The organism is Empedobacter sp. UBA5528, assembly GCF_002426075.1.
Taxonomy (GTDB): Bacteria; Bacteroidota; Bacteroidia; order Flavobacteriales; family Weeksellaceae; genus Empedobacter; species Empedobacter falsenii_B.
This window is the reverse complement of record NZ_DINY01000003.1, coordinates 47,124-73,549: the sequence shown is the minus strand read 5'-3', so window position 1 is coordinate 73,549 and position 26,426 is coordinate 47,124. Positions and strand designations below refer to the sequence as shown.

Genomic DNA, 26,426 nt, shown 5'->3' with positions numbered 1-26,426 from the left:
TATTTTTATTATATTTGAGCCAATTAGATTAAATAATCGGCTCATGAAATACAATTGGCAATATAAAAATTGGGCAAATTTTGAATATGACTCATCTGTAATTGACCAAATAGTTATAAAATTTGCTTTAAAAACAGGCGAATTAAAAGGAATGATTGATACCCTGCCCGAAGATATCAAGCAAGAAACGATTATTCAATTTATGATTGATGAAGCAATTAAAACTTCTGAGATTGAAGGCGAATTTTATAGCCGTCAAGATGTAATGTCATCCATTAAAAATAAAATTGGGATTCATTCTTCTATTAGCCATATAAAAGATAAAAATGCACGTGGAATAGGTGAATTAATGGTCGATGTTCGTAATAACTTTAAAACTGAACTAACAGAAGATTTAGTAAAAGAATGGCATAAAATCTTATTCGAAAATTCTACTTCTATTAATGCAGGAAATTATAGAATCGGTGAAGAGCCAATGGTTATTGTTTCGGGAGCATATGGACGTGAAAAAATACATTATCAAGCTCCTCCTTCAGAATTAGTTTCAACAGAAATGCAAAAATTTGTCAATTGGTATAATGAAATCAAAGTTGAACCAATCGATATTAAAAATGCATTAATTAAAGCATCTATTGCACATTTATATTTTGAATCAATCCATCCGTTTGAAGATGGAAATGGACGAATTGGACGTGCTATTGCAGAAAAATGTTTAGCAGAAAGTTTTAATCGTCCGTTAATCATGAGTTTATCAAGTACGATTGAAAAGGATAAAAAGAATTATTACGAAGCATTGAAAGATGCTCAGCAAACATTAGAAATTACAGATTGGATTTTGTATTTTTCTACAACTATTCTTGATGCACAAATCCAAGCAAAGAAAATAACCAATTTTATTTTAAATAAAACGAAGTTTTTAGATCAAACAAAACCTCTTTTAAACGAACGTCAGCTAAAAGTCGTTATCAAAATGTTGGATCAAGGAGCAGAAGGATTTGAAGGCGGAATGTCAGCAAAGAAATATATTTCGATAACAAAAACATCAAAAGCTACGGCTACACGTGATTTACAAGATTTAGTTGAAAAAAAAGTATTGATTACTGAAGGTGCAGGACGTTCTGTTAGATATGAGTTGAATATGTAGTTAACAAAGCTTTTAACTACTTTTCCCAAAACCAATTTTAGGACTTTCAGAATTTATTAATTCGTCATTACAAAATTGTTGTATTTCGTTAATATTACATTTCTTATCATAAAGCACTTCGTTAATCTCACTTTTACGGTAAATATTCTCAATTTGCCCTCCAGAGAAATTAAATGTTGCAGCTAATTTTTTGCAGGAATCTTTCGTTAAATAAGGAAATTTTGATTTCCAAATTTTAGCTTTAATTGATTCTTTTGGTTGATCAAAAAATATTTTATACAAAAACCTTCTCTCAAATGCGGTATCTAAATTCGTTGCCAAATTTGTAGTGGCCATCAAAATTCCGTCAAAATTCTCCAGTTCTTCCAAAAGAATATTCTGAATTGTATTTTCCGTTTGCGCAACATTAGAGCTATTAATTTCTTTTCTTGTAGAAAATATCGCATCAGCTTCGTTAAATAACAAAATAGGTGTGTGATTACATTCATTTAAAAACGATTTATATGATGTAAAAACACGTTTAATGACTTTTTCACTTTCTCCAAACCACATTGATTTTGATTGACTGATATCAACTTTCATGATTGAGCGATTTGTTGATTTTGCTAATTGTTTAACTACTTCTGTTTTACCTGTACCAGGAAATCCATGTAATAATATTGAAATTCCTTTTGGTAAACCTTTTTCCTTTAACCTATTTTGTGTTTCTTTAAACTTGCTTTCTTCTAATAAATTTTCTAAAAAACTAAGTTGCTTCATCTCATCTTGATCAAAAATCAATTCACGTGCAACAATTTCTAATGGTTCAATAACATTATCTTTTTTTACTTTATTGTGCATTAATTTAATTCCACAATCAAATAGAAGTTGATACGATTTACTCGATAATTTCATTTCAGTATCGTTAAAAAACTTCGCTTCCACAATTTCAATTAAATTGTTTTCTAATAATACATGATTAGCATTTATTAAATTTTGCATTACATCAATTCGCTTACCAGCATTTTCATAGATTCCTTCTAATGCTCTACCAATATCTGTCGATTCTTTACCCGTAATTGTTTTCCAAATCAAATACAGGAAAAGATAATTTTCATCGATAGTAAAATTAAATTGTTTCACTTTTTTAATTAATGGAAAATTGACATGAAGATTAATTATTTGTCTTGTATATCTAAATAACTCAGAAGTAGAAATTTCGTCTTCATCTCTACGATTTCCCAAATTGTATATTTCTTCCAAACAATCTATGACATCATTTTTTTTCTCATCCAGAATTTTAGGAAAAGGTTTATTATTAAGAATGGCATTAGTAATTTCTTCATTGATTGTAAACTCATCATAAATTCCTTGAAGTTTTATTCGGTGTCTAGACTTCTGTTTTTTAATAAATTTCTGCTTTTGCAAAAAATCTAAATCGTCTGAAAATTCAAGAATTCTCATTGGATTACAATCAAAATATTGAATTAAATCATTCAAATCAACAGTTCTCCCTTTATAATTTAAAGCAATAATAACAGCTATGAATAATATTTGACTTTCAGATAATTTAAAATAACGTTGTAGTAAATTTATTTCATCTTTTGCACTTTCAAAAAATGAGTTTTCTAATTTACAATTTTCAGCTTTTTCATATAAAAGACCAATATTTTCTAAGATTTGTTTTTTGTTAAGAGTTTCCATTATTTACTTATTTGTAACAAATGTATTTTTAGATAAAGACAATACATGTCCATTAAAAAGTTATAAAATAAAAAAAGACTCATCTTTTGGATGAGTCCTATTAATTATTTGATTTTTTATTTTTCCCAACAAAATTCTTCTACAACAAATTCTTCCTTAGTAGAAACTTTAATTATTTTATTATTACGGTCCCAAATGTATTCCACTTTATTATATATAAAAGGAATATCTAATCCCCAGAAAAATGGAATTAATTCTCCATTAGATTTTAATTGTTGATTTTCATTTTTAAAGGTAATTATTTCTTCATTAATCTTATCTGACAATATTTTGTTCCTTTCAGAACCTACAATATATTTTTTCCAGTCAACTTTTGCATTGTAAGGATAAAGTACATAATTATTATAATTTTTGGCTAATCTAGTTCTTTTTTCTATTGCCATTAATATTTTAGTTTTATATAAATCTTCATGTACAAGTCTAAGTTTTTCGTCCTCAATAGTAGAATCTATTAGAAGCATTTTTCTTAAATCTGCCTCATCATTCGTTTCTAATAATTTTTGAAATTTTGGAATGAGTTTTTCGTTTCTTAAAATATTACTCCAAGTTCCTTTTTCACAATCGTAATCCAATGCATTAAATTGATTCCAATCTTTAAATTGACTAACTAATGCTCTAAGCAATAATGCATCCTTTTTATATTTTTCTATAATTCCATCATTAGCAAAAAAATAATTAGCTCTATTACTCCATTTTTCAAATATCTCTAAGTTTTCATTATTATCTAATAAAAATCGAATTACACCCTTGTACATTTGATGATCTTCATTCTCAAAAATAAGTTTCTTCCATCTATCACCTTCAATTCCACTTATTAATTTTGCTTTAATTACCTCATGTTCCACTTGTACTTTTGAATATCCTGATTTGATATTATTTTGAGAAAGATATCCGTAAATATCAAAACATCCGTCAGAAAGCTCGTTAATTAAATCTATTGCTGAAATGAACATAGCAGCACTATCTATCGTTGAGTTTTCTACAATATTCCTTACAACACGCATCCAATTGTTGAACGAGATTAAATCAGAACTTTTATTTAGGAAGAATAATGTTTGAGCATAAAATAGTACTCGGGTTTTATAAGTCGTATTTTCATTTATTTTTATTGAATTTACAAACAAATTTCCTGATTTTGTTATATCCCACAGATTTAGTTCTAAAGAGATTTTATCATTGTCATCCTTTGAATAATATTCTAAACATTTCTTAAGAAAATCAAAAGAAATAGCAGTAGGAAAATCTTTTGGTGTGATAGCTTTATAATTATTCGCTAACTCAGTGATTCTTATTTCAATACGTTCTTTCTTTACAGCATCTTCAGTAACATTTTTGCTTTTATTCTTTTTTTTAAGTATTTTTTTAATTTCAATTTCTTCTTCTAAATTTTCAAAAATTTCTTTATTTTGAGCATAATTAAGAATCGCAATTGTTGAAAAGAATTTCAGAAAATTATCATCTATTTTATTGTTTTCATCTTTATACTGCCAAAATAAATCTGTCCAATTAGTATCTATTTTATGAGTAAACGTTTCTTGTGGATTAGTAATATCTTTTTCCCAATGATTTTTCGTAATATGCTGTTCAAACTTTGCTTTGAAGTTTTCAAAATCAGTTAGAGGTTTACCTCTTGCATTCATTTTTATATACAAGTCATCGGAAAGTCCGAAATCCTGTAATTCTATGAAATAAAAACTAATATTGTTTAGTTTACCCCAAACTTCCGTTGTATCTCTAAATTTCTGTTCAATCGAATCCAACATTGTTAGCATAGATTTTATTGTTGGATCTCTTTTCCATGAAAGAAAAAACCAAGAGTTATCGATGATTTGTTCAGAAATATTATCTTTTTGATTGTAATCAATCCCTTTATTGATTAATTCTTCGCAAAACTCACGTGAGCTGGTACGTGTTTCGTAGGTGAATTTTGTTAAGAGTTTTTTCAATTCATCATTTAACTTATTCTCTTTTATAGCAATAAACCAATGCAACAAAAACAAAGTTGTTAAACGTTGTTGACCATCGAGTGGTTGAAAAACCTTATCTTTTATACTGCCGTAAACAAAATCTAATTCTAATTTAGTGTTTTGTATAAGAGTATTTTTAAGCGTTTCTAAGAAATTATTTCTAACTTCTTCTTTACCAGTTCTACCTTGTGCATAATCTCGTTGTATGATTGGTATTTCTATTTTATTAAGAGGATTCCATTCTAAATTTCCACAGCAATTACATACTTTGCTTTCAGATGATAGTAGTTGTAAAAAAGTTATGTTATTTGATATTAAATTATTGTTCATTGTCTTTATAATTCTGTTTGAGATAAATAGTTTTTCAAAGTTTCTTTAATGTCATTCAAATAAGCATTTCTGTCTTTTTCTTCCCATTTACTAAATTGTTTTGTACAGTCATCAAAATATTTCTGGAATACTTTTTTGGTAGTAATAGGGATAAATGCTCCATTCTTTTCAAGATCAATTATTCTTTTTCTTTTTACAGGAAACAATCCATTATTAAGTTTTGAGTTGTCATTTTTGGAAAGTAATGCCATATTTTCAATAGAATGAATATCAAGTTCGCCAAATAGATTACTTAATTTCTCGACAAGTGAAGAAACTTTTTCCTTTTGTTTGTCATTATTGAAATTATTGATTTCTGTTTTTATTTCTTCCGTAATCATATCGGTATCTATTACTTTCAACCATTCTTCAAAATCATCGATTTCTGTAATATTATCAGAATTTTGTGCGTGAATATGCTCTAAACTCCAACCACCATTTTTCTTGTCTTTGTATTTATTAAATGGAAAACGTAGAGAAGTATCATCGCTATTTATTGTTGTAATGATGTTGTGCAAAAGCAATACATTGATTAACTGAGCATTATCTTTTTCATATTCTAATTTATCAACTTGCTTTTTGCTTGCTATTTTTTTGATTTCTTGATCTAACCACTTCCCAAAATCAATTTTGGTCTTGTTTTCTTTATTACCAAGAATAGTTTTTATATTTATTCCAACTGTAATCAGATAACCGATTTTATGATACAATTCTCTATCGTTGTACCATTCTTCAAGCGTTTGAAAATACTTTTTTATGTCTTTCCAGTTATTATTTACTTCAGAATTATTTTTGAATTTATCATTAAAAAATCTGAAAGTAGCATACTCATCATTTCCGAATTGTTCAACAATTGTTTGATGTTCAATTTTTCTCTTATCAATTTGTTCTTTAGTTTTTATTCCCAAGTGTTTTCTTTCCTCCACTTCTTTATCCTCTGCTTGTGCTACTTCATACATTAATTTGAAAATAAACTCAATCCTCGTTGGAAGATTGTTTTCATTTTTGTTGATGAAATACCAAAAAGAATCGTCCTGTAGAGCAAATTCAATTCTGTCCCATTCTGAAGCTATTTCTAATTGTTTCAAACGCAGTTTCTCTGTGTCTGTATTGGAGAAGTTAGAGCTATTTAAAAACAATGCTTTTATTAATTCTGCATTCGTTAAAGGTATTTTCCCACTGTTTATTCTTGTGAAAATATCAATAGAATCTTCATTTTGTGAAGTTTCGTACCAAATAACTTTTGTAGAAGAATTGAATTTAGAACTAAACGTAATCACATCAAGTTTCTCTTCCTTTTTTTTGAACCAATCACAAATAGTTTGATAAGCAGTTGATATATAAAAATAGTCAATATTTGAAGTATCTTCTTTTATCTTACCTAACTTATTTTTTAAATAATCCGCCGAATCTTTTCGAGTTTCATATTCTAAATCAAACAATTTAACTCTTTTTTCTTCTGTATATTTTTGATTCAAATAATACAAGATTAGATAAATTGTAGTTAACCATTGTTGTCCGTCAATTACGTACCACTTGTTCTCATCCTTTTTTTGTTTTACTACAATTGGTTGTAAACAATACCAATTTTTTTCATCAGAATCTGTTGTGAATTCATTTATGTCATTCAACAAATCAGTTACTTGTTGTTCAGTCCAGCGATAACCTCTCTGATAAGAAGGAATAAAGAAGTTATATTGTAGTAATTCACTTATAGTTTTTATTGATATTTTATTGTTCATTTTTAAATTTTACTTATGTTTTGTAAATGTATCAAAAACAATTCAGCACAAGCTTTAGCATCGCTTAAAGCACCATGATGATTTAATGAAATATTGTATTGTTTACATAATGTTGATTATGCAATACTATGAAAACGAATTTTATTCAACAAATATAATTTTACGTTTTTACGTAATTGTTAAATATGTTATTATTTTGTAAGATTATTTAATCCTACATGTAAAAATTTAAGATATTCCTCTCTTACTGCTTTTGGTTCTAATGATAATAATCGTTGATTATGCGTTAATATTTCTTGGAAAAAATCATAAGTAGGAACTAAGTTTAATTCCAATTTTAACTCATTTTCATTGTCTACAAGAATCTTTTGCGAATGATGAATGGGTAATGATTTCACATACATTCCTTGCCAAGGTATCAGAGATAAAGTGATTTTAGTTGGCTCTTGTCCTAATGTCGAAATAATACCAAACGAATTGATAAACATATCTTCTACATTCACTTTTTTATTCTTTACATATGTTGAAGAATGAATTTCTAAATTTGAAATTCTGTCCAATCCATATGTTTTCAAAGTAAAATCATCATCATTACGATCTTTTGCAATCAAATACCAACGATTTCTAAATTCTTTCACAGCATAAGATTCTAAAACCTTTTTATTAGGTACACCTTCCCAATATTTCGTATAAGTGCAACTAATAATTTTTGTGTTTTTAATTGCATGAATTAGTCCATCAAGATTTTCCAAACCAGAAGCTTGTCTTTTTTCAAAAAGTAAGATATTTGCTTGGTCAGCTGCCTTTTTATATGCATTAACTAATAATAAATTATCAAAAATAGTTTGATTTGATTCGTTATCTTCAATAATCTGATAAAGCATTGTAGAACGATTGAACTTTGTTTCTATTTTAAAAAGTTCAAGAAGCAATTTACGATCGCGCTTAAAAGTTTTTTCACTGAAAGCTAATTCACCATCATAATCTTCTTCATCGTATTTTTTTTCCAAATACTGTTGAATATCTCTAAATGTTACACCTCTTGGTTTAGATTTTAGGAAGTTTGATATATTCATCAACCGAAACATTTGTTCTCTTTTAGCCATATTTTGTAATTTTAATACAAACATAAAATAGCTTACGGACAAACAATGTCGGTTTGCTTTTATATTAAAATTATTTATTTAATAACCTTAATCGTTCTCGAATTCTTTTCAATACATTTTGATCAAGATCATTGTAGTTATCTCTTAAACCCTGTGTAAAATCGTCATCTTTAAATTCGTTTATTTTTAAATTAAATAAGATTTGTGTAAATCGTTGTTCAGGATTTTTAGAAGAATATTCTTTTATCAATTCTACTAATTCATCAACTTTATTTATATTTTCTTCAATCATTTTTAAGAAATTTTTAGGTGTGCATAATTTTTAAAAAATATTATTTTCAAATTTATCAATAGCTAAGACCATACTATGTCCACACCTCAATATAGTTTTGAAACAAAATAAAAAAAATGAAAGAAAAAGAATATAAAATTGAAAAGCACATTTTAGAAAATGGTTTAAAAGAAACTTTTATAGGAAGTATTGAAAAAATAGTAAATGAAATGTCATCATTTTTAAGAAATAAATCATTCCAGGATAAAATTGTTATCAAAATTAAATGCGATCATTCTAAAGAAATTACGATGGATGATATAGGATTAATCAATGATGTAATTCAAAAAGAAATGCATAATAATGCTTCTATTGTAATGAATATTGAAGAAAATGATGTAGTAGAAAATAACGATTATGAATTATCTCTTTATTATTTGATAGAGAAATAAATAATACAATTATGTAAAAACGAAAAAATATAATTAAAACAGGGATTAACTTGTCCACATTAACAAAAACTATAAATATTAAAAATTATGTCACAAATGATTAATTACAATGGCGAAATGATTCGTATCAATCCAACAAACTCTAACAAATTAGAATATTCTAAAAATGATGGGAGGACTTGGAGCACAAGATTCTCAGGGTCTTCTTATGGAAACTTTATTGAGTTAATTGACAATGGTAAAGAATTACTTGCCAATACAAGTAAAGGATTATATTATTCAAAAAACGAAGGTAGAACTTGGAGTAAAAGAAACTAATAAAAAAATAAAATGGGTATCAAACGGGTATCAAAACAATGGTGAAAAATGGTGATTTTAAAATGTAGTAAAATTGCTAAATGATTAAAATTCAGCATAATTAAATAAAAAAAGCACCTTTAAAAAGGTGCTTTTGTGGTCCCACTTGCACGAGAACCAAACAGATTTATTTTATTGATTATCAATGTTTTAAAATCATATTTAATACAAATCGTAACAAATCAGTAACATTTATTTTGAGTAACAGTGATAAACTTATTTTTATTAAAGTCCCGAACTTCGTCTCCCCTCTTGTGCCATTTTCTCCAATAAAGCTTTAATCTTTGGTAATTCTGATAAAATCTCAGTATTATTAGCTGTTCTTTTTGTATTGTTTTCGATAGCTCCTAAAATTTCAATCATTCTACTTGTTTGCTGTAACTGTTGAGCAGCACCATTTTTCAGAATATTATTGGTTTCGAGTTGTGTCAATCGTAAACCTCCAAATTGACCAGCTAATAAATCTGCTTGTTCAGCCGACATTCCCTCAATAGCTCCTTTTAATGAGTTTGAGCTATTCAATGAGCCACTCATATTTATTCCAGCTTGATTCATCAAATCTAAATATTCCTGAGCATCTTTTGCAACTTTTAAATAAATTTCTTGCCATTGCTTACGTTCTTCATCAGTTAAAACGCCGTCGCCCATCATCTCAAATAGTAAATCTTGTAATTTTTGCATCTCAGGCTCTAAAATTTTTGCCGACATTCCCGACAAAATAGCTTCTCTTAAAAACCCTTCTATATCATCTGCAAAATCTGCAAAGGTTTTTTTTCCCGACTTTATTCCCTCTTTTATTGAATCTGCTATAGATTGTGCTGTTGTTCCTGTTACCGCATTTTTTAAATCAATTTCTAATTGTTTAAGTGCGTCATCAATTGAGCCGTATTCATCACGTAATTTTTTAAGTTGCTCGTAAGCTTCTTTTGCGTCTCCTGTCAAAGGCTTCATAGCGTTTAACTTTTCTAATTTTGAAAAAAGTTCATCCGTTATCTGAGTATCTTTATCAATCCCTAATAAATTTGCAACTGAATCATAATGATCTACAACCTTTGTTTTTTTAGCAAATCCAAGAAACCCGCCTTTTTTCTTAAATGTTTTATCGAAAATAGTTTCAGAACCAAGTAATCTTTGCCAAATTCTGTCCATATCTCCCATAACTGATACTTTATTTTTCTTTAAAGCTTCCATTTCCTCACGGATGTTTTGAACTCTCGAAACGTATAAATCATTTATGCTGGCTTCTATTTGTTCACGTTCTCTCAAAGTTTTATTATATTCAAGTTGTTGTGCAATTATTTCGGCTTGCCATTTCTTCATCTCTTCGATTGCTTGTTTACGGCTTTCACGTGCCCGCTTACCCATTGTAAACAATTTACCAACCCATTTAATAAGAGCAGCTACAAGTGCCACAATACCATTTACAATACCTTTTGTAAAAGCCCCTATAACATTACCTATATCTTCCGCTAATTCTGAAAGAGTTTTAAAAATTTTTGATAATTCGTCATTTGATTCTGCAAAAGCAGATGCTAATAAATTAGCTATGTTTGATACTCTTTGCAACTCCCCAACTACAATCGCTAATTTTTCAAGTCTTATCTCTTCTAATTCATCATTTATGTCAGCAAATGCTTGAGCTTCTTTTGCAACTTGTTCATTACTTTTTATTTGAGTAGAGTTAATTTCAGCTAAAAGTTTTTTCTTTTTTTCTAAAGCATTTTTTTCTCTAACTTCTAAATCTGTACGTCCGTTAATTGATTTTGCTTTATCAATTTCACTTTCTATAAAAGTTTGCTGGTCTTTATCTAAGTAATCCTTTGATATTTTATAATACTCATCTAAAGAATTTATTTTATTATCTAATTCTTTTTTTGACAATCCCGTTAAATCAGATTCTAAGTTTCTCCAAATATCTAAAGACTCATTATATTCTAATTTTAAAGCGTTTATTTTTGCTTTTTTTTGTTTTTCGAGTTCCTGAATTTTTACTTCTCGAATTTCAATGTCCGTAACTTTTTCAAGTTCCTTTTTATTCTCTAAGTATTCCTTATCTAATGCTTTAATTTTCTCGTAATAAGTTACGCTTTCTTCATAAGCTTTTATATATTTCCTATCTGATTTATCTTTTTCTTCTGTTGTAGATTTAGTTTTTAACTCTTCTAATTTTAGTAATCTGTCTTTTTCTAAATTCGTTCTATCTTTTTCAGGTTTCGATAAAATTTTATCCATTTCCTGTTGAATACGTTCAGAGAAATTCTCAAAACCTAAAATTGAATTTTCACTTTGTTTTGATAACTCATCAAAGGCAATAGATGTTTTTAACTCTTCATAAGCTTTAAAAAGTTCCTTTTCTTTTTCAAGTTGAGTTATTAAATCATCAGTACTTTGTTTATATTTTAGATTTTCTAATTCTGTTTTTTCTAATGAATCAATCTGTAAAACTATTTTATTATCTATTTTATCAAATTCAAGTTTTTTTGCTTCTTTTCTAAAATCTGAATATTTTTTTTTGATTTCTTCAATTTGTCTATCATAATCAGATAGAGTTTGTAACATTATATTACGTTCAGCTTCTGAAATATCCTTAATCAGCTTATTTCTTTCTTCTGCGAGTTTTTTAAGTTCTGATTCGTTACTTTTTTTCTTATCTTGTTTTTCTTTTTCAAGTTTTCCCTCTTTTATATTTAATTCATCCGCTTTACTTGATAAATCTTGTTGTAAACCAATGGCTGTATTTGTTAATTTATCATTGTTTAGTTTCTCCTTTCTAAAAGTTTTTAATTTTTGTTGAAGAGAAGCAGAATAAACTTTTATTGCTTTATCAAAATCCTTTTCGCTATATCCTAACATATTTAAAATCTCTTCTGTTGAGATTTCCGTCTTTGCTGTTCCTGTATCAAAGCCTAAAAGTTTCCAACCTTTTTCAAAAAGAGTATCTGTTTTTTGTGAAATTTTTTCATACCATTTTAAATCCCCTACGGATAAGGCTGTTATTTGCTCTAAAAGTGTTTTTTGTTTTTCTAAACTTAAAATATAAGCGGCGTCGGCTTGCGCTTTCAATTGTAAATATTGTACATATTTAGGGGCGTTATTTATAATCTTACGCTCTAATTCTGCATAATTTTTAACAGCTCCTAAAGTATCTGAAAACTCATCATTAAATTGCTCAACGGCTTTTTTCTTTTGACGTTCTGTTAATTCAACCCCTTTATTTTGAGTTACTAAAAATTGAAGCTTCGAAATGTGGTCGCCGTATAGATCATTTGCTTTTTTCGTAATAGCTGTATTTTGTTCTATTTCATCAGAAGTTAAACCGATTGCTTTTTTAACTTTATCCCAATTCGCAATAAGTTCTCCAAGTAAAACAATAAAAATACCTACACCTGTAGACGCTAAGGCTATTCTAAAAGTTTTTAATGCTCCTGTAGAATTACCAACAACAATATTATAAAGCTTTTGCGATAAAGTTTGTGCGTTTGTTAATAAAGTGTCTTGTCGTTTTAATTCTAATTGAATCTGTTGAAATCCTTGTAAAATTGCCATTGTAGAAGTTACTTTTGCTATTGCTTCTGAAAGATTTTCATTTTCTTTACCAAATAATACCGCTGAACTTTGAGCAATAGAAAATCCCGCTGTTATTGCCGTTGTTGCTCGAATAATACTATCTAAATTAGAAGTTACCGAAGCACTTGCGTTCACTTCTTGATTTACACCATTTAAAGCCTGTCTAATTTCGATAGCTCTATTTGTCAATTGCTGATATTCGCTCGAATTATGGTTATTTTCTAACCTTAATCGAGCCATTTTCTGTATTAAATTTTCTAATTCAGTTTGTAATTGAACAACTACATTTTTTTCTTTTTCTATTTTATTTCCTAATTCATCAAAGCCAGCACGTCCCGCATTTTTCATTGCTCTTATTGAATTTTCTAAGTTTTGTATATTTTGATTTAAGATTGAAATCTTTTGCGGGTCGGTTTCATTCGCAAGTTGTGCTTGAAATTCTTTCAGAGCGTCATTCATTTGGTCTATACTATTTCCCGCACTATCATAAATAGCGGGAGAACGTCCCAACATTGTATTTGCTGTATTTATATCGTTTGCTAATTCTGCAAATTCTGCCGACGCTGGGTCTATTTGTTCTAATTTATTCGAAACAAAATCAATTACGATTCCTAATTGCTCCATTTCGTCATCTGTTCTATTAATATGCTCTGATAGCGTTTCGAGTTCAGCATTTGAAGCAAAAGACGGCGTAAATGTTTTGTCCGATATTTCATCTAACAATCTTCCTACATCTTCTAATTTTTTTTTGCTTTCAATAAGTTCAGCATCATTTAATAACTCAACTTTATTATTTGCAGATTCAAAAATTTGTTTTATTGCGTTCTCTGTTTGTTTTATCTGATATTGATATACTTTTATTTGTGTTTCATCAAAAGTATTTCTTAACTCATTTCTTAACCAAATCAAAGCGTCTGAATGTCTTTTTAAAGCGTTTGTTTGAGCTTCTGTCAATTTAGCATATTGATTTAAAGGATTTTTAGCATCGAATTGAGCTTTAATAAACTCATTAAAACTTGCTTTTGATTGTAAAATGGATTCATCTAAGCTTTTTGATGATAACATTATTTTGTTAAAATCTTGAATCAGTTCATCTGAATTAAGAACTATTCCTAATTCAATCGGGTCTAAATCATTCATTTTGTTATTTATTTGTTACTATTTATATTAATTGATTGATTTTCAGTGTATGTTTTTAGTCTGATTAGGACTAATTAATATTTTTAGATGGTTTTTAATGAAAATCTTTTATGAAGTATGAAAATACTTTGCGCTGGGGAGTGCATTTTTATTTTAGATTTTCTATTTCTTTTATATATCTTCTTATTGTCGCTCTTGACTTTTTTAGAGTTTTACAAATTTCATAGTAAGACTTACCAGCTTTATAAAATTCATAAGCTCTTGTTTTGATGTTTTCAGGTTCTTTCTGAGCTGTCCAACTATATTTTTTTTGCCATTTGGTTAAAGTCTCAAAGTTTACATCGGTAAGCTTTGAGACCTCGTGAAGATTCAAACCAATAAGATAATATCTAAGGGCAGATTCTTTGTCTTGTGCTGTGTAGCTTTTGCGGGTTTTCTTCATAATACTATTTTTGATACTATTTCATTTATAGGGATATTAAAAGCGTATTTAGTAGAAATTAATTAGTAGATATTTTATACAATTGCCTAAGCCTATTTTTTGAATCATTTTGTAACAACTGCCCCCCTTTCAAAAAAATAAGCCCAAAGTTTCGCCTGATAGACTTTTGAGGGCTTTTTTTATTCATAATCTTTCTTTTCTGAATTTCTATAGGGGCTAATAAGGTTATCTAATTACATATTGACTGAATTGTTACTACTTTTTGAATCATTTAGAATATTAACTACTTTATCTACTATTTTAATTCCTTTTATTTTCAAATGCTGGTTTTTAATAATTGTCTATTTTAATATTTCATAATGTTTTAATTTCTCGGTGTACTTAGTTTCCATTAATGGAAATATATTACAAGTTTCCAACGACGGGACGACGGGATATATACGTCCCATTTAACAAATAAAAGTTTATCATATTTACTCATACTATACCGATATAATATGTATATTATTGATTTTATGTATTTTACAAACTTCAAACTTTTGTTTTTTGTTACTTTTAGGGTTTTTTAGCGAAAAAAGATTTGTCATTTTTTTACGCTTCTCAACCACTTTATTTGTTATTATAATTACTTATTTATATTCTATTTTTGAGCAATTGAAGCATTTCTAACTCTTCTTTACTTGCTTTCAGCAATAATTTCAGTTTAAATTCATTCCAATCATTCTGTATAAAATTCAAATAATACCTGTATTGTCTAAGTGTGATTATTTCACTATCAAATAATGATTTTAACTTTTCTTCTGTCGGTTTGATACCTTTATAGATCAAATCATAACATAACTTTGATTTATCCTTATTTGTTCCTTTTGGTGCAATAAGTTCTCTTTTATATTTAACAGATTTCCAATCTTCAAAAAATTGAGATTGAATTTTATTCAGATTTTCAGATTCAATAAACTTATCTAAACTCAGATTTTCGCATCTTTTAAAAGTCGTTTCAAGTCTTAAAATAGGATTCTTTAGATACTCTTTTCTCTTCTTATCCAGCATTTCAAAACCTTTATCGTAAACCTTAAAAGACTTTCTTAAATCTCTATGTATTATCGTTGTTATACATCTTTCGTCTTTATATTTTGGATTAACATAGAAAAGCTTTTCTTTTCCTATTTTTCCAATCTTCAAGTACTTATTCAAATAATTTTTACAATCAGATTTGACAGATAGATTTAAACCGACTTCATAGCTTGTTATTAAGATTCCCGTCTTTAAGATTCCTAAATCATCAATTAGCTTGATTAATGTTTGTTGTGCATCAATCATTGTAAAATCAGTATAATTAACTTGTTTTCCTATTTCAAAATGATTGTAAACTTTATGCAGAGAGCAAACTATTTTTAAACTTCTATTTGCTGTTATCTGAACTTTTAAAGCACTTAAATTTTTTAAATGAAAATTGTTATAGGTGCAATTTGCGCCTATAACAATCTTTTGTAATTCTGCTTTTACGATAATATTTTTAAGCTCATTATCTGAAAGAGTTTTTTTTATTATTGAAATATTATCAATCATTTTGTATATTTGCTGAGTAAATACTTTGTGCTGGGGAGTGCATTTATTTACATTTTTTAAGTGTTGGCTTTTTGTCAACACTTTTTTTATACCATTCCATTCTCTAAAGCGTGATTGATTTGCTTTCTTGAAATATATTTTTTAGAACCTTTCCCCGCAAGTTGTACAGATTCGAAAACGCCATTCTCTAAATATCTTTCTATCGTTGCGCGTCCCACTTTTAATATTTTCATCGCTTCGGGAATTGTTACAAGCTCCTTTTCTTCTTTATCTACTATCTTCGAAATTTTATTCGTTAATAGCTCTATTTGTTGTTTTAAATTGTTCCATTCTTCCGCTGGAATAGTAAGCACTGCAATTTGATTTGATGTTGTCATAAATTGATTTTTTTAGATTAAAACCTACACAATTCATTTTACCGAATTGCATAGGTTTTCAATACAAAGAATATGAAAATTGTTATGGTAAATGATTTATTATTTTTGGATTTGGTATAAAAACTAAATCTCCATTTATAGCAAAGCCACTATGGTCTACTTTAAATAAATCTGATAGATGGTTTATACTAATTCGAGTACTTTTAGTTATCGGCAATACTAAAGGTTGAATCTCTGTTAATATTTGAGTGATATTGTTCAATTTATCCCAAACTAACTTCTGATTATCTGAAGTAATATAGATTGAATACTGCTTGTCTAAATCCTCTATATGACTTTGTTTTATTTGTACTTTTTTATTGACAATCTCTAAGTATTGAAAAAAAACAGCTTCTGTTTCCCATTTATCCTTTTGATTTTGGCTATACTCTTCAATGAGATTTTTTGCAGATTCGGGGAGCTCTAATAAATCAAAAACTTTCTCTTTCGATAAAGGGAACCCTTGCATCGTTTCCTCTTCAATAACTAATAAATCAATAAAAAACTTTTTAGGGTTTCTGTATATAGTAGTTAATTCTTTTACATCCTTTATTAACTCTATTGATGCGAATACTGCTAAATCATCAATAATATTTTGAACTTTTTCTACAATAATTTCTAAATCTGAAATCTTTTCATCAATTGTATTTTGGTCTCTATGTATTAATATTTTTTCCATACTTATTTATTTTTTGGTTTTTTACCGAATTGTTGTGTAAATCTTTTTGCGAAATAATTAGGGCTATTCGCTTTTAATGTTGCTAAATGATTGCCTTTGTCTAATTCATCCCAAGTCATATCATCAAATCTTTTCAAGTTTGAAGATTCTAAGGCTTTCAATTTTGACTGCTCCATTTCGTAAGGAGTTGGGAGAATAGGTGCAGCACTTAATGTTTTATTCGAATTTGATTTGTTAGAATCTTCAAAAAATTCGATTAAATGGTTAAAAAAGGCAGAAATAACTTCCTCGTCGGTTGATGCTGATTTTAACCCTAATAATTTTTGGGTTCTTTCTTTTATTCTGTTTTCCATAATCTATGTATAAAAGGTCATTTTTTGCGATTTTAGCCCAAAATGATTTGGGTCTATACCTAACTTCAAAGACAAGCTTTTTTGTTCTTCTTGCGTTAGTGGTCTACTATTTAAAGGTTGAGATTTTAATTGATTAACCTTTGAGCCTTGCTGTTTTTCAAGGTATTCTATTACATATTCGATAAACGAATACAATACTTCATCATCTTTTGTTGAATAGGATAAATTCAAAATATCGCATATTCTTTTTTTCTGAGTGGTTGTCATATTTATTTGGGGCTAATTTTCTCCTGTAATTCATCAATCTTTTTATTGATGATTTCTAATCGATTTAAAATGATTTTATTTGATATTTTTTTGCTTTTTATAGCGTCCGAAATTTCCTCATTGGTTGCAGATTCGGGCAAATTCAAATAAGCTTTTATTTCTTCGATTGTATATTTTTTGCTGTTACTCATTATGATTTAAGCTTTTTTTCGAATTGTATTTTATTAAGAAAATTTATAACCTCCCGAATACAATATATTTCTGATGTTGTTATTTCTATTTCTTCATTATGACATTTACAATGTTCTACATAGCTAAAAAATAATTCGCTAACAGCGTTTGCGTGGTCTTTAAATCCTTCTGATGATTCAGATAACTTAACTAATGCCGATAGGTTGTTTTGGTCTATTTCTGTTACTTCTATTTCTGATATTGGAGTTGCTGTTACATTCATTTATTTACGTTTTTAAGTGTTCTTTTTTTTCGTTACTTGTACAAATGTGGGGAGTGCATTTATTTAGTATTCCAAGTGTTGATTTGTTTTGTGAAAATTAAAATTGTAAAAAGAAATACCTTTCTAAGAGTTGTAATTGGTTCCAAATTTTCATCTAATTGATGAATCGTTTTGATGTGAAAAATTGATTTCATTTTTTCTGATTTTTAAAATTGTTGATTTCTTGATTTAATAATTCTGTGTTACAAAATCCGATTATGATATAATACAAATCGGCTTTTAAAGACTTTGATACTCTTATTTTTTGGTTGGTTATCATTTCTTTGATAATTGGTACAACTTCATTAATATTAGAGCCTATATACTCGCATAAATCGGGAATACGCCAGCCATTATGTCCGTTACTTAGAATATGCTTTTTTATTAAAGCTCTTTCTATACTGATTTGTAAATTAGATTGCTCCATAGTTCACAACTTCATTAAACCTCGCTGTTAATTCTGCGTCTTGCTGTTTTTGTTCTTCCAAAACTTCTAAAGCTTTCGATAATACAAGAGTGAACTTTGGCGAAGTTGGATTCTTACCATTCATTATATTTACAATTGTGATATAATGAAGATTAGTTTCTTTTGCTATTCGTTTTAATGCGCCGTGCTTTAATTCACTTTTAATTTTTGATACATTCATGTTTGACTAATTTTAGTTAAACAAAAAGGAATATGAATATCCTTTTCTTATTAATTCTGAGCAAATATAAAAAAAATGTTTGACTAATATTAGTCAAACATTTATAAATTTAATAAATCTTTATATATTTTCTTATAATTCGCTTATAATGAATATCTTTCCAATATATTAATATCTGCTAAGAAACCAACTGAATTAGAATTTTCGAATAAAAACTTATATTTTTCTGTTAAAACTCTATTCTTCTTAGAACCTAATAAATAATAATAGAACTTAGAGAAAGTACCTAAAAAAAGAAAATAATTAATATCTCTTATAGTTTGATTTAAATCTGTTTTACAATTACTGGCTTCTAATAATTCTTTGAACTTGATTTGATTTTCATAATTGTAAAAATCATAAATTGAAACTCCATCAACCAAAATATTATTTACAAATTCTAATAAAATAAGGTCTAGCTTGATTCCTGACTTATTTTTATCAGAATTATAAAAATTTATATCAATATTATTGTTAGTTAATTGTTCTATATCAGGGTCAAATAAATATATTTCATTTGAAAAGTTGAAATATGCAGAAAGAAAAGCAGTATCAAATGTCCCTAAAGTATCTATTATTAATTCTGAAATAATTTGAATTGTATTTACTTCATTTTTTATTAATAAAATATCAGATTCTTCTTCCGAGTTTAAAATATCATTAAAATTTGATTTGTTATAATATTCATTTAAAGCTATAGATTTAAATTTAGTATTCTGTCTATTAGCAGTAACAAGAATATAAACTGAATAATAATTTTCTCCAGCAATATTATAAGGCTTTAAATTTTCATTTAAAAAATGTTTGACTGTGATTTTACCCTGTTTGTTCATACTTTATTATTTATTTTATCAAATGCGACACACTGGGGAGTGCATTCTAAAATAACATTTATTTTGCTATTTTGTTCTATTCTCGGAACAAATTTACATTTTAAAAACTTTAAAAGCTATTTAAACACTATTTAAAGAGTATTTAAAACAAAAAAGACACAAGTCTAATAATTAAACTTGTGTCTCAGGGGTGCGGGCATTCTCCAAAGTGACTTATTGGTTCCCTCACCATCATTGCAAATATACAATATATTTTAAATAAAGAAGCCATAACTCTAATTATTAGACTTATGGCTCTGGGGGTATAGGCATTCTCCAAAGTGACTTATTGGTTCCCACACCAGTACCGCAAATATACAATTTATTATTAAATAAAGTAGGACTTAATTTCTTAAGTCCTACTGCCTTTATATTACTAAAGGGGGCACAGAATCGAAATCCCGTTTATTTATAAATATGAAATTAATCTTGTTAATAAAGTAGGACTTAATTTCTTAAGTCCTACTCCCTTTATATTAGTAAAGGGGTGCACAGAGTTTTTACGCCCCGTCATTGCAAATATATGAATTTTATATGGATAAGCTCCAATTAAAAAAAGGATAGACTTTTTTTAAATCTTTTTCATTCATTTTATCGTTTTCAAGTTGCGCTACTTGCTCGTTGCACTCTGATAAAATGTCGTCTATTCTACTTTCGGATATATCAAACTCTTCTTTTAGTTTTGATAAACATCTTTCGAAACGTAATCCTACCAAATTAGAATAAAAATAAAATCTTGCGCAAAGCTTCTTATTTCTGTTTATAATAAGCTCTTTTGCTCTACCTTTTTTTACTTCTACTTTACTCATAAGCCAAAGTTATAGAATATAAATACTATTGTCAAATTCTTGATATTAGCCCCGTAGCGTAATTATTTTTAATATCAAAATAGTAGTTTCTTAAATAATGGCAAAAGTGGCTAAAAACTGATTTTATCAAGTTCATTAACGATTGTCATATCCATTACTTTTGCGTAAATCTGAGTAGTTGCAATTTTTTTATGTCCTAACAACTTACTTACAACTGTCATACTAACGCCTTTATAAAGCAAATATGTTGCTTGTGTATGTCTTGCAACGTGGAACGTTACCAGCTTCTTTATTTTCGCTTGTTCTGCAATAGTTTTCAAAATTCGATTTACATGCTGATTTGTGAAATCATCAAAATAATACAATCGATCTGATTCGTATTTGTTTAAAATCTCAATCGGTTTCCCGTTGAATAGCTTAGATAATGGTATTCTTACTATTTGCGCTGTTCCGTTTTTACCCGCTATTTTAGATTTTTCCATTTCAACAATTAGCCATTTTTGCCCGTCCAGCATTTCAAAACTATTCTTATTAATTTGGATAATATCCGAAAATCGTAAACCCGTGTAACAAGAAAACAAAAACATATCTCGTATTTTTTCTATTCCGTGATGAAGTGGCTTTTCAAATACAAGATTTTCTATATTTTCAACCTCTAAAGGTGTCAAAAAATCTCTTTTCCCTTGTGTTTGTTTTATTTTTAGTTTCGGGAATGGGTATTCGTTCGCATCGTGCAAACCTTTACTTATTGCTAAATTGACATAGGTTTTAATATTCTTAAAATACTTATGCACACTATTTACACCCAAATTTTTAGAATATAAATATCTCTCGTAATCTTGCAGAAATGGGACGTTTATATCTGAAAAATCCATATTTTTTTTATATTCTTTTAATACGTCAAGTGTTCTTTGGTGCGTTTTTCTTGTGCTGATAGATATTTTTGCTCGGTTAAGTTCCAACTGCATAAATTCTATAAAATTTGAAAAAGAATCAGCTTTTCTAAAATCCCGTAAATTATCAAGTGTAAAGGTTTTGCCTTTATTCAAAAAATCTAATTCGTAGTTTTCCAGCTCTGAAATGGTATCATATATTTGTTTATTAAGCTTGTGGTAATTTGGATAATGAGAATTTAATTTTTTATTTTTCTCGTTCCATTGGCTCGGAGTTGCGTAAATTCCTAATGAAAAAAGAAATCTTTTTCCGCCTTGATAGCATTCAATTTGAATAAGAGAAGTCCCGTCTTTGCGTAACTTTCCCGTCCTATTAAAAATAGGCTTGTAATTAACTTTTTGCATGGGGAGTGCATTTTTTATTTTAATACCACAAAGTTAAACAAAAAGTAATTATAAAAAACTTTTCGTAAAAAAATCGGTAACAAAATAGTAACAAAAATTTGATAATTTATAGTAAACTTTAAAAACTCGTAAAACGTCTAAAGCATTGATTTTGAATTGAAGTAATAAAAAAAAGCACCTTTTAAAAGGTGCTTTTGTGGTCCCACTTGGGCTCGAACCAAGGACTTGCTGATTATGAGTCAGCTACTCTAACCAGCTGAGTTATAGGACCAGAGAATTAAGCAATAAAAAGGAAGCTATCACCTAATTCGTTTGCAATATTAAAGCTATTTTTTTGAACTTCAAAATTATTTTACATCTTCGCAAAGCTCTACCAATACGCCATTTGTTGTTTTAGGATGCAAAAAAACAATACGCTTATTATCTGCTCCTAATTTTGGCGTTTCATTGATAAAAGTAAACCCTTGATTTTTAAGACGCTCTATTTCGACTTCGATATTATCTACCCCAAAAGCAATGTGGTGAATTCCTTCGCGATTTTTTTCTAAATATTTTTCAATAGCACTATCATTTTTTTCAGAACCGACCAATTCAATCTTCGATTCGCCTACTTCAAAAAAAGAGGTTCTCACACCTTCCGACTCCACTGCTTCTTCTTTGTACGGTGCTTTTCCCAATAATTTTTCAAATAATTCATTCGATAATCCCAAATCTTTTACGGCAATTCCTAAATGTTCTATTTTCATGTGTGTTGTTTTGAGTAAAGATAAACTTTTCTAAAATTTTTTATTTAAAATTTAAAGAGTTTGTTGTAATATTGAACTATGAGTTTTTATGAAGATGGGAGTCAATATCTCCGCAAAGGTCAGTATAGAAAAGCGATTGATTATTTTACATTATCGATTAAGCGTCAAATAGAAGTGGCAAATTCATATTTCGGTCGTGGATTGAGCCAATATTATATGAAACAAAATACAGATGCAATCAAGGATTTTGATAAAGCAATTGAATTAGATGATAAAAATCCAAACTTCTATTTCTACAGAGGAATGGCAAATTTTAATCAATATAATCCAACAAAAGCAGCTGAGAATTTTGATAAAGTGATCGAGATTGATCCGGCAAGTTTTGTAGCTTATCATCAAAAAGGTTATGTATTGATGAATTTGAACAAATACGATGAGGCGATCGAATGTTTCAATAAAGCTTTAGAAATTAATCCAGATTACGAATCATGTTACCACAATCGTGCATTTTGCTACGATCAATTACAACAATTGGATAAAGCAATCGAAGATTATTCGAAAGTAATCGAAATGAAACCACATTTCTTGTCGTATTACAACAGAGGAAATACTTATTTTGTTTTGAATGATTTAGAAAATGCATTGAACGATTTTAATCAATCAATCGAGTTAAATCCAAATCATTTCTTATCATACTACAACAAAGGCGCAATCCTAGAAAAATTTGAGAAACAAGCCGAAGCTGTAGAGGAATACAAAAAAGCATTGCAGTTGAATCCTGAATTTTATTTAGCTGCCGAAAGATTAGCACAATTAGAAAATCAACAATAAAACATAGAAATCGTTTCGAATTGGAACGATTTTTTTTTATGTCATTTATTTCTTATCGTAAATCAATGTTAGACCATGCGTTGTGTTGTTAATTTGCCTTAAAATTAATCTAATATGCAAGTACAAATCGCCGTTTATGGTAAAAACAAAGAAATTGTAGACACGTTAGAACGCGTGATTAACAAAAATGAAAACTGGAAAGCATTTTGTACCTGCTCACAAGAAGAATTGAAAGGATACGTATCAACAAATAATATCCAAATAATATTATACAGTAGTGGAATTGGTGCTTCGGAGGTAGAGAAAATGGAGGAATGGATAAGCACTTATTTCCCTACGATAAAGCAAATCCATCATTATGGTGGCGGAAGTGGTTTGTTGAAGTGCGAAATTGATGGCGCTTTGGCTGGAATAAAACCTATTAGCAAAGCAAAAATCAATGTTATTCTTTAGCCTTTTAAGAGAAAAAAGCTTTTCAGTTGTAGATGAAAAGCTCTTTTTTTTACATATTTTTTATAATCCAATAATCTCGGGAAATCCCAACATCATTGCGATTAACTTCTATTTCGTCGCAAAAATCTAAAAATAATTCGTCCAAAGTTTTATCAATTTTTGGTGTAGAACCGAACAATTTCGTTAGAATGGGATTAGTTTCGTGCTCCAATAACTTCCCTGTAAACTGCTGAATGTTATTTTCTTTAATTCCAATAAATGTACTTGGCGCAAAAACCATCACCTCGTCCGCATCAATCACCAAAAATGTTTTTGATTTTTTGATTAACTGAATCGATTTCTTTTTTTCTTCATCCGTTCCAACTTCTAGACTTTCCAAAAACAACTCGACGTTATCAAAAACTTCTTCCTTATCTTGAACAAATTCCATCTTATAAATTTTAGCAAAATTAAAGTTTTTTTTCTGATTGTCCACTTTTATTCACGTTACCTATTTATCATTTCAATAGAAAAGTCTTCATCTATTTATGCAAAACTGAAATAAACTCAACTTGACATTATTGTCATTCTAAACCTGTCGAAGAATCTCAGATTATTCTAAACTACTTCAGTCATCTTCAACTCGATTCAAGATCACAACAAAAATATTTCCTTGAGAAAAATGTAGTTGAGTAAAAAAACTAATCTTCTTTCAATAGAATTTCGACTTCTAAATATTCGTGGTAATTTTTGACAAAATCATGGTCAAAATCAATGTCTTCTAAGCGCATTTGAATCCCTTTTTTATCAACATCAATATAATCTAAAATCGTTTGAACATTATAAATTTCAAGATTATGAAACGTCGGATACAACGTAATTTGCTTCAAGGTAAGTGCCATTATAAAGCAATTGATTCCATTAAAATTAACCCCGATATCAGCGAAATTCTTATAAAAAGCAATCAAATTTGTTTTGAGCTGAAGATTATAATTAAAACTTCTCAACTTGAAATTTTTTAAGACCAATCGATTTGTCGTTTTCAAGACAATTTCTTCTGTGATCTGAAGATTTTTACTCAATAATTCTAAAACTTGTTTATCCTCAACCAATTGATACAAAATATTCAAATATCGTTTAGCTTCATCAAATTCAAACAATTCCAAACTCACTAAAATTGATAAGAAAAGAAATCGTTGATTGGTAGGATACACAATTTCTATTTCTTTCAAATACTTTTGTGCTTCCTCAAATTTCAATTTATGAATATAATATTCGGCAATGTAGAAATTCGCCGCATACAAGTAATAATCTTCCTTTTTTGCTTCTAAAAGATACAAAATCGACTCTTCGTTGAAGTTTAAATTGCGCTGAACAACTCCTTTCAGAAAAAGTGCTTTTTTATCTTTTGGATATTCGTGTAGCAACTGATTTAATAAATCTTGTGCCTTAATTAATTGCTGAATCGGATTGTGAATAAACGAAAAACTTTTCCAAATGGGATATTGATTCTCATCCATCTCGTCGTCAAGAATCAAGAAAAAAATATCATTAAAAAGTTTATTGTAATCCACAGTATAAGTTTTTTAGTAGTGCTAAAATTAAGCTATTTTTAGGTAAAATACACGAACAAAATAAAAAATAGGTCGGTTCTAAAACTGTTGTCTTTTTACTTTTCCACTTTCAGTTCGTGGAAATTGATCGATAAAAACAATTTCTTTCGGTTGTTGGTATTTAGTTAAATCTGCCAAAGAAAAATCCAAGCTCCTCTGCTCTCCTTCCACAACTAAAATTAATTTCTGACCTAATAATTCATCCGTTTTTGAAGTGATATAAAAATCAGAATCAATGAACGGTTTCAGCTTATTTTCTATTTGTTCTGGAAATAATTTTATTCCACCCGAATTAATCACATTATCCGCTCTACCAATCCAGTTAAATTTTCGTGTATCAATCAATTCAACCACATCATTCGTTACAACTTGCAATCCATCATAAGGCGTATCAATCACCAAACAACCTCGCTCATCTTGTGAAATCGTTACCTCATCAAACGCTTCAAAAACTTGTTCTGCATTAGGATATTTTTGATTCGCAACTTGTTTAAACGCAATATGTGTAATCGTCTCCGTCATTGCATATGTTTCGTAGACTTCGTTCTCAAAAGCAAACAATTCTTGTTTCACTTTCTCCGAAAGAGGCGCTCCTCCGATAATTAACTTTTGACATCTTGAAACAAAATCTAACGAATTTTCAACTTGCATAGGCGTTAACGCAACAAAATCAATCGAGGTAAAATTTTGTGAAATTCCACGATTAATTTCATTCAAAGAAATATGAGAAGTTGGTTGCATACAAATCAATTTCAATCCGATTTCTACTGCACGAACCAACATCAATTTTCCAGCAATATAAGTAACAGGCATCACCAATAAAGCCGAATTTCCTTTCTCTAAATGCAAATATTTTCCCGTCATATTCGCACTTTTTCGCATATTTTTTTTGGTTAAAATAATCTCTTTCGGAGTTCCAGTAGACCCCGAAGTATGCGCAATCATCACCTCAGAATCAGAAAACCATTCAACCAAAAAATCTTTTACGGATTGTTCAAATTCGTTGGTAACTTCAATAGCGTTGACATCAAAATTAGGTTGAGAAAAATCTAAATACAACAT

The 26,426-nt window shown here is 28.5% G+C and carries 29 protein-coding genes and 1 tRNA gene; 5 read left to right on the top strand and 25 right to left on the bottom strand.

Annotated elements, in window-relative coordinates:
* On the top strand, window positions 1-1,144 hold a 1,144-nt coding region (locus B4L98_RS00605), incomplete at its 5' end, for a Fic family protein (protein ID WP_349679427.1).
* A 12-nt stretch (window positions 1,145-1,156) separates the two neighbouring features.
* On the opposite strand, the gene B4L98_RS00600 is transcribed toward B4L98_RS00605, so the two are convergent.
* The 5 genes from B4L98_RS00600 to B4L98_RS00580 form a co-directional block, all read right to left on the bottom strand.
* Complete coding sequence (locus B4L98_RS00600) at window positions 1,157-2,827, bottom strand: ATP-binding protein (protein WP_114999425.1); 1,671 nt, start codon at window positions 2,825-2,827, stop codon at window positions 1,157-1,159.
* A 116-nt stretch (window positions 2,828-2,943) separates the two neighbouring features.
* Window positions 2,944-5,184, bottom strand: a complete 2,241-nt coding sequence (locus tag B4L98_RS00595; RefSeq protein ID WP_114999424.1) for a DUF262 domain-containing protein — start codon at window positions 5,182-5,184, stop codon at window positions 2,944-2,946.
* Between the two features lie 5 nt (window positions 5,185-5,189).
* Complete coding sequence (locus tag B4L98_RS00590) at window positions 5,190-6,965, bottom strand: DUF262 domain-containing protein (RefSeq protein ID WP_291077292.1); 1,776 nt, start codon at window positions 6,963-6,965, stop codon at window positions 5,190-5,192.
* Window positions 6,966-7,156: 191 nt separating this feature from the next.
* Window positions 7,157-8,071 carry a helix-turn-helix transcriptional regulator gene (locus B4L98_RS00585; protein ID WP_181816282.1) on the bottom strand — a complete coding sequence of 305 codons (915 nt, stop codon included), beginning with the start codon at window positions 8,069-8,071 and terminating at the stop codon, window positions 7,157-7,159.
* A 70-nt stretch (window positions 8,072-8,141) separates the two neighbouring features.
* On the bottom strand, window positions 8,142-8,363 hold the full coding sequence (locus B4L98_RS00580; protein ID WP_114999419.1) for a hypothetical protein: 222 nt from the start codon (window positions 8,361-8,363) through the stop codon (window positions 8,142-8,144).
* A 116-nt stretch (window positions 8,364-8,479) separates the two neighbouring features.
* Here B4L98_RS00580 and B4L98_RS00575 point away from each other — a divergent pair, with 116 nt between their 5' ends.
* On the top strand, window positions 8,480-8,794 hold the full coding sequence (locus B4L98_RS00575; RefSeq protein ID WP_114999417.1) for a hypothetical protein: 315 nt from the start codon (window positions 8,480-8,482) through the stop codon (window positions 8,792-8,794).
* Window positions 8,795-8,881: 87 nt separating this feature from the next.
* Window positions 8,882-9,112, top strand: coding sequence for a hypothetical protein (locus B4L98_RS00570; protein WP_114999416.1), 231 nt, complete (start codon window positions 8,882-8,884; stop codon window positions 9,110-9,112).
* 264 nt (window positions 9,113-9,376) lie between these two features.
* On the opposite strand, the gene B4L98_RS00565 is transcribed toward B4L98_RS00570, so the two are convergent.
* The 17 genes from B4L98_RS00565 to mce form a co-directional block, all read right to left on the bottom strand.
* On the bottom strand, window positions 9,377-13,858 hold the full coding sequence (locus B4L98_RS00565) for a hypothetical protein (RefSeq protein WP_291077290.1): 4,482 nt from the start codon (window positions 13,856-13,858) through the stop codon (window positions 9,377-9,379).
* A 148-nt stretch (window positions 13,859-14,006) separates the two neighbouring features.
* Window positions 14,007-14,300 carry a hypothetical protein gene (locus tag B4L98_RS00560; RefSeq protein WP_291077288.1) on the bottom strand — a complete coding sequence of 98 codons (294 nt, stop codon included), beginning with the start codon at window positions 14,298-14,300 and terminating at the stop codon, window positions 14,007-14,009.
* Window positions 14,301-14,933: 633 nt separating this feature from the next.
* A complete protein-coding gene (locus tag B4L98_RS00555) occupies window positions 14,934-15,869 on the bottom strand; it encodes a hypothetical protein (protein ID WP_291077286.1) in 936 nt (311 codons plus the stop codon).
* 86 nt (window positions 15,870-15,955) lie between these two features.
* Window positions 15,956-16,246: a helix-turn-helix domain-containing protein gene (locus tag B4L98_RS00550; protein ID WP_291077284.1), complete on the bottom strand. Its 291-nt coding sequence runs from the start codon at window positions 16,244-16,246 to the stop codon at window positions 15,956-15,958.
* An 82-nt stretch (window positions 16,247-16,328) separates the two neighbouring features.
* Entirely contained in the window at window positions 16,329-16,964 is a 636-nt protein-coding gene (locus B4L98_RS00545; RefSeq protein ID WP_291077282.1) for a hypothetical protein, read from the bottom strand.
* 2 nt (window positions 16,965-16,966) lie between these two features.
* Window positions 16,967-17,317, bottom strand: coding sequence for a hypothetical protein (locus B4L98_RS00540; protein ID WP_291077280.1), 351 nt, complete (start codon window positions 17,315-17,317; stop codon window positions 16,967-16,969).
* Window positions 17,318-17,320: 3 nt separating this feature from the next.
* On the bottom strand, window positions 17,321-17,584 hold the full coding sequence (locus B4L98_RS00535) for a hypothetical protein (RefSeq protein WP_291077279.1): 264 nt from the start codon (window positions 17,582-17,584) through the stop codon (window positions 17,321-17,323).
* A 2-nt stretch (window positions 17,585-17,586) separates the two neighbouring features.
* Window positions 17,587-17,775 (bottom strand): hypothetical protein, encoded by a 189-nt coding sequence (locus B4L98_RS00530; RefSeq protein WP_291077277.1) that lies wholly within the window; start codon window positions 17,773-17,775, stop codon window positions 17,587-17,589.
* Entirely contained in the window at window positions 17,775-18,038 is a 264-nt protein-coding gene (locus tag B4L98_RS00525; protein ID WP_291077275.1) for a hypothetical protein, read from the bottom strand. Before B4L98_RS00525 ends, B4L98_RS00530 begins: the two co-directional genes overlap by 1 nt.
* 59 nt (window positions 18,039-18,097) lie before the next feature.
* A complete protein-coding gene (locus tag B4L98_RS00520; protein WP_291077273.1) occupies window positions 18,098-18,232 on the bottom strand; it encodes a hypothetical protein in 135 nt (44 codons plus the stop codon).
* Window positions 18,229-18,504 carry a hypothetical protein gene (locus B4L98_RS00515; RefSeq protein WP_291077271.1) on the bottom strand — a complete coding sequence of 92 codons (276 nt, stop codon included), beginning with the start codon at window positions 18,502-18,504 and terminating at the stop codon, window positions 18,229-18,231. The genes B4L98_RS00520 and B4L98_RS00515 overlap by 4 nt, the downstream gene beginning before the upstream one ends.
* Window positions 18,491-18,724 carry a hypothetical protein gene (locus tag B4L98_RS00510; protein ID WP_291077269.1) on the bottom strand — a complete coding sequence of 78 codons (234 nt, stop codon included), beginning with the start codon at window positions 18,722-18,724 and terminating at the stop codon, window positions 18,491-18,493. Before B4L98_RS00510 ends, B4L98_RS00515 begins: the two co-directional genes overlap by 14 nt.
* 143 nt (window positions 18,725-18,867) lie before the next feature.
* Window positions 18,868-19,596 (bottom strand): hypothetical protein, encoded by a 729-nt coding sequence (locus B4L98_RS00505; protein ID WP_291077267.1) that lies wholly within the window; start codon window positions 19,594-19,596, stop codon window positions 18,868-18,870.
* 569 nt (window positions 19,597-20,165) lie between these two features.
* The gene (locus B4L98_RS00500; RefSeq protein ID WP_291077265.1) at window positions 20,166-20,444 is read right to left on the bottom strand and encodes a hypothetical protein; all 279 of its coding nucleotides are present in this window, start codon (window positions 20,442-20,444) and stop codon (window positions 20,166-20,168) included.
* A 110-nt stretch (window positions 20,445-20,554) separates the two neighbouring features.
* Complete coding sequence (locus tag B4L98_RS00495) at window positions 20,555-21,742, bottom strand: site-specific integrase (protein WP_291077263.1); 1,188 nt, start codon at window positions 21,740-21,742, stop codon at window positions 20,555-20,557.
* A gap of 197 nt (window positions 21,743-21,939) precedes the next feature.
* Window positions 21,940-22,013 (bottom strand) — tRNA-Ile (locus B4L98_RS00490).
* Between the two features lie 76 nt (window positions 22,014-22,089).
* On the bottom strand, window positions 22,090-22,488 hold the full coding sequence (mce, locus tag B4L98_RS00485) for a methylmalonyl-CoA epimerase (protein WP_114999403.1): 399 nt from the start codon (window positions 22,486-22,488) through the stop codon (window positions 22,090-22,092).
* A 78-nt stretch (window positions 22,489-22,566) separates the two neighbouring features.
* On the opposite strand from mce, the gene B4L98_RS00480 reads away from it, so the two are divergent.
* Both B4L98_RS00480 and B4L98_RS00475 read left to right on the top strand, forming a co-directional pair.
* Entirely contained in the window at window positions 22,567-23,319 is a 753-nt protein-coding gene (locus tag B4L98_RS00480) for a tetratricopeptide repeat protein (RefSeq protein ID WP_038337013.1), read from the top strand.
* 114 nt (window positions 23,320-23,433) lie between these two features.
* A complete protein-coding gene (locus B4L98_RS00475; protein ID WP_125350109.1) occupies window positions 23,434-23,772 on the top strand; it encodes a hypothetical protein in 339 nt (112 codons plus the stop codon).
* A gap of 49 nt (window positions 23,773-23,821) precedes the next feature.
* On the opposite strand, the gene B4L98_RS00470 is transcribed toward B4L98_RS00475, so the two are convergent.
* The 3 genes from B4L98_RS00470 to B4L98_RS00460 all read right to left on the bottom strand — a co-directional run bounded on the left by B4L98_RS00470 (window position 23,822) and on the right by B4L98_RS00460 (window position 26,426).
* Window positions 23,822-24,202, bottom strand: a complete 381-nt coding sequence (locus tag B4L98_RS00470; RefSeq protein WP_125350110.1) for a hypothetical protein — start codon at window positions 24,200-24,202, stop codon at window positions 23,822-23,824.
* Window positions 24,203-24,452: 250 nt separating this feature from the next.
* Window positions 24,453-25,325 carry a tetratricopeptide repeat protein gene (locus B4L98_RS00465; protein WP_114999398.1) on the bottom strand — a complete coding sequence of 291 codons (873 nt, stop codon included), beginning with the start codon at window positions 25,323-25,325 and terminating at the stop codon, window positions 24,453-24,455.
* A gap of 78 nt (window positions 25,326-25,403) precedes the next feature.
* On the bottom strand, window positions 25,404-26,426 hold the full coding sequence (locus tag B4L98_RS00460) for an AMP-binding protein (RefSeq protein WP_114999396.1): 1,023 nt from the start codon (window positions 26,424-26,426) through the stop codon (window positions 25,404-25,406).

Bases quoted from the DNA above. Each gene is read 5' to 3' on its own strand.
- B4L98_RS00535 (WP_291077279.1), bottom strand. From the start codon at position 17,584: ATGACAACCACTCAGAAAAAAAGAATATGCGATATTTTGAATTTATCC.
- B4L98_RS00590 (WP_291077292.1), bottom strand. From the start codon at position 6,965: ATGAACAATAAAATATCAATAAAAACTATAAGTGAATTACTACAATAT.
- B4L98_RS00525 (WP_291077275.1), bottom strand. From the start codon at position 18,038: ATGAATGTAACAGCAACTCCAATATCAGAAATAGAAGTAACAGAAATA.
- B4L98_RS00500 (WP_291077265.1), bottom strand. From the start codon at position 20,444: ATGAGTAAAGTAGAAGTAAAAAAAGGTAGAGCAAAAGAGCTTATTATA.
- B4L98_RS00475 (WP_125350109.1), top strand. From the start codon at position 23,434: ATGCAAGTACAAATCGCCGTTTATGGTAAAAACAAAGAAATTGTAGAC.
- B4L98_RS00585 (WP_181816282.1), bottom strand. From the start codon at position 8,071: ATGGCTAAAAGAGAACAAATGTTTCGGTTGATGAATATATCAAACTTC.
- B4L98_RS00560 (WP_291077288.1), bottom strand. From the start codon at position 14,300: ATGAAGAAAACCCGCAAAAGCTACACAGCACAAGACAAAGAATCTGCC.
- B4L98_RS00565 (WP_291077290.1), bottom strand. From the start codon at position 13,858: ATGAATGATTTAGACCCGATTGAATTAGGAATAGTTCTTAATTCAGAT.
- B4L98_RS00570 (WP_114999416.1), top strand. From the start codon at position 8,882: ATGTCACAAATGATTAATTACAATGGCGAAATGATTCGTATCAATCCA.
- B4L98_RS00495 (WP_291077263.1), bottom strand. From the start codon at position 21,742: ATGCAAAAAGTTAATTACAAGCCTATTTTTAATAGGACGGGAAAGTTA.
- B4L98_RS00540 (WP_291077280.1), bottom strand. From the start codon at position 17,317: ATGGAAAACAGAATAAAAGAAAGAACCCAAAAATTATTAGGGTTAAAA.
- B4L98_RS00545 (WP_291077282.1), bottom strand. From the start codon at position 16,964: ATGGAAAAAATATTAATACATAGAGACCAAAATACAATTGATGAAAAG.
- mce (WP_114999403.1), bottom strand. From the start codon at position 22,488: ATGAAAATAGAACATTTAGGAATTGCCGTAAAAGATTTGGGATTATCG.
- B4L98_RS00575 (WP_114999417.1), top strand. From the start codon at position 8,480: ATGAAAGAAAAAGAATATAAAATTGAAAAGCACATTTTAGAAAATGGT.
- B4L98_RS00510 (WP_291077269.1), bottom strand. From the start codon at position 18,724: ATGAATGTATCAAAAATTAAAAGTGAATTAAAGCACGGCGCATTAAAA.
- B4L98_RS00505 (WP_291077267.1), bottom strand. From the start codon at position 19,596: ATGAACAAACAGGGTAAAATCACAGTCAAACATTTTTTAAATGAAAAT.
- B4L98_RS00595 (WP_114999424.1), bottom strand. From the start codon at position 5,184: ATGAACAATAATTTAATATCAAATAACATAACTTTTTTACAACTACTA.
- B4L98_RS00520 (WP_291077273.1), bottom strand. From the start codon at position 18,232: ATGAAATCAATTTTTCACATCAAAACGATTCATCAATTAGATGAAAAT.
- B4L98_RS00580 (WP_114999419.1), bottom strand. From the start codon at position 8,363: ATGATTGAAGAAAATATAAATAAAGTTGATGAATTAGTAGAATTGATA.
- B4L98_RS00460 (WP_114999396.1), bottom strand. From the start codon at position 26,426: ATGTTGTATTTAGATTTTTCTCAACCTAATTTTGATGTCAACGCTATT.
- B4L98_RS00470 (WP_125350110.1), bottom strand. From the start codon at position 24,202: ATGGAATTTGTTCAAGATAAGGAAGAAGTTTTTGATAACGTCGAGTTG.
- B4L98_RS00530 (WP_291077277.1), bottom strand. From the start codon at position 17,775: ATGAGTAACAGCAAAAAATATACAATCGAAGAAATAAAAGCTTATTTG.
- B4L98_RS00555 (WP_291077286.1), bottom strand. From the start codon at position 15,869: ATGATTGATAATATTTCAATAATAAAAAAAACTCTTTCAGATAATGAG.
- B4L98_RS00515 (WP_291077271.1), bottom strand. From the start codon at position 18,504: ATGGAGCAATCTAATTTACAAATCAGTATAGAAAGAGCTTTAATAAAA.
- B4L98_RS00480 (WP_038337013.1), top strand. From the start codon at position 22,567: ATGAGTTTTTATGAAGATGGGAGTCAATATCTCCGCAAAGGTCAGTAT.
- B4L98_RS00550 (WP_291077284.1), bottom strand. From the start codon at position 16,246: ATGACAACATCAAATCAAATTGCAGTGCTTACTATTCCAGCGGAAGAA.
- B4L98_RS00600 (WP_114999425.1), bottom strand. From the start codon at position 2,827: ATGGAAACTCTTAACAAAAAACAAATCTTAGAAAATATTGGTCTTTTA.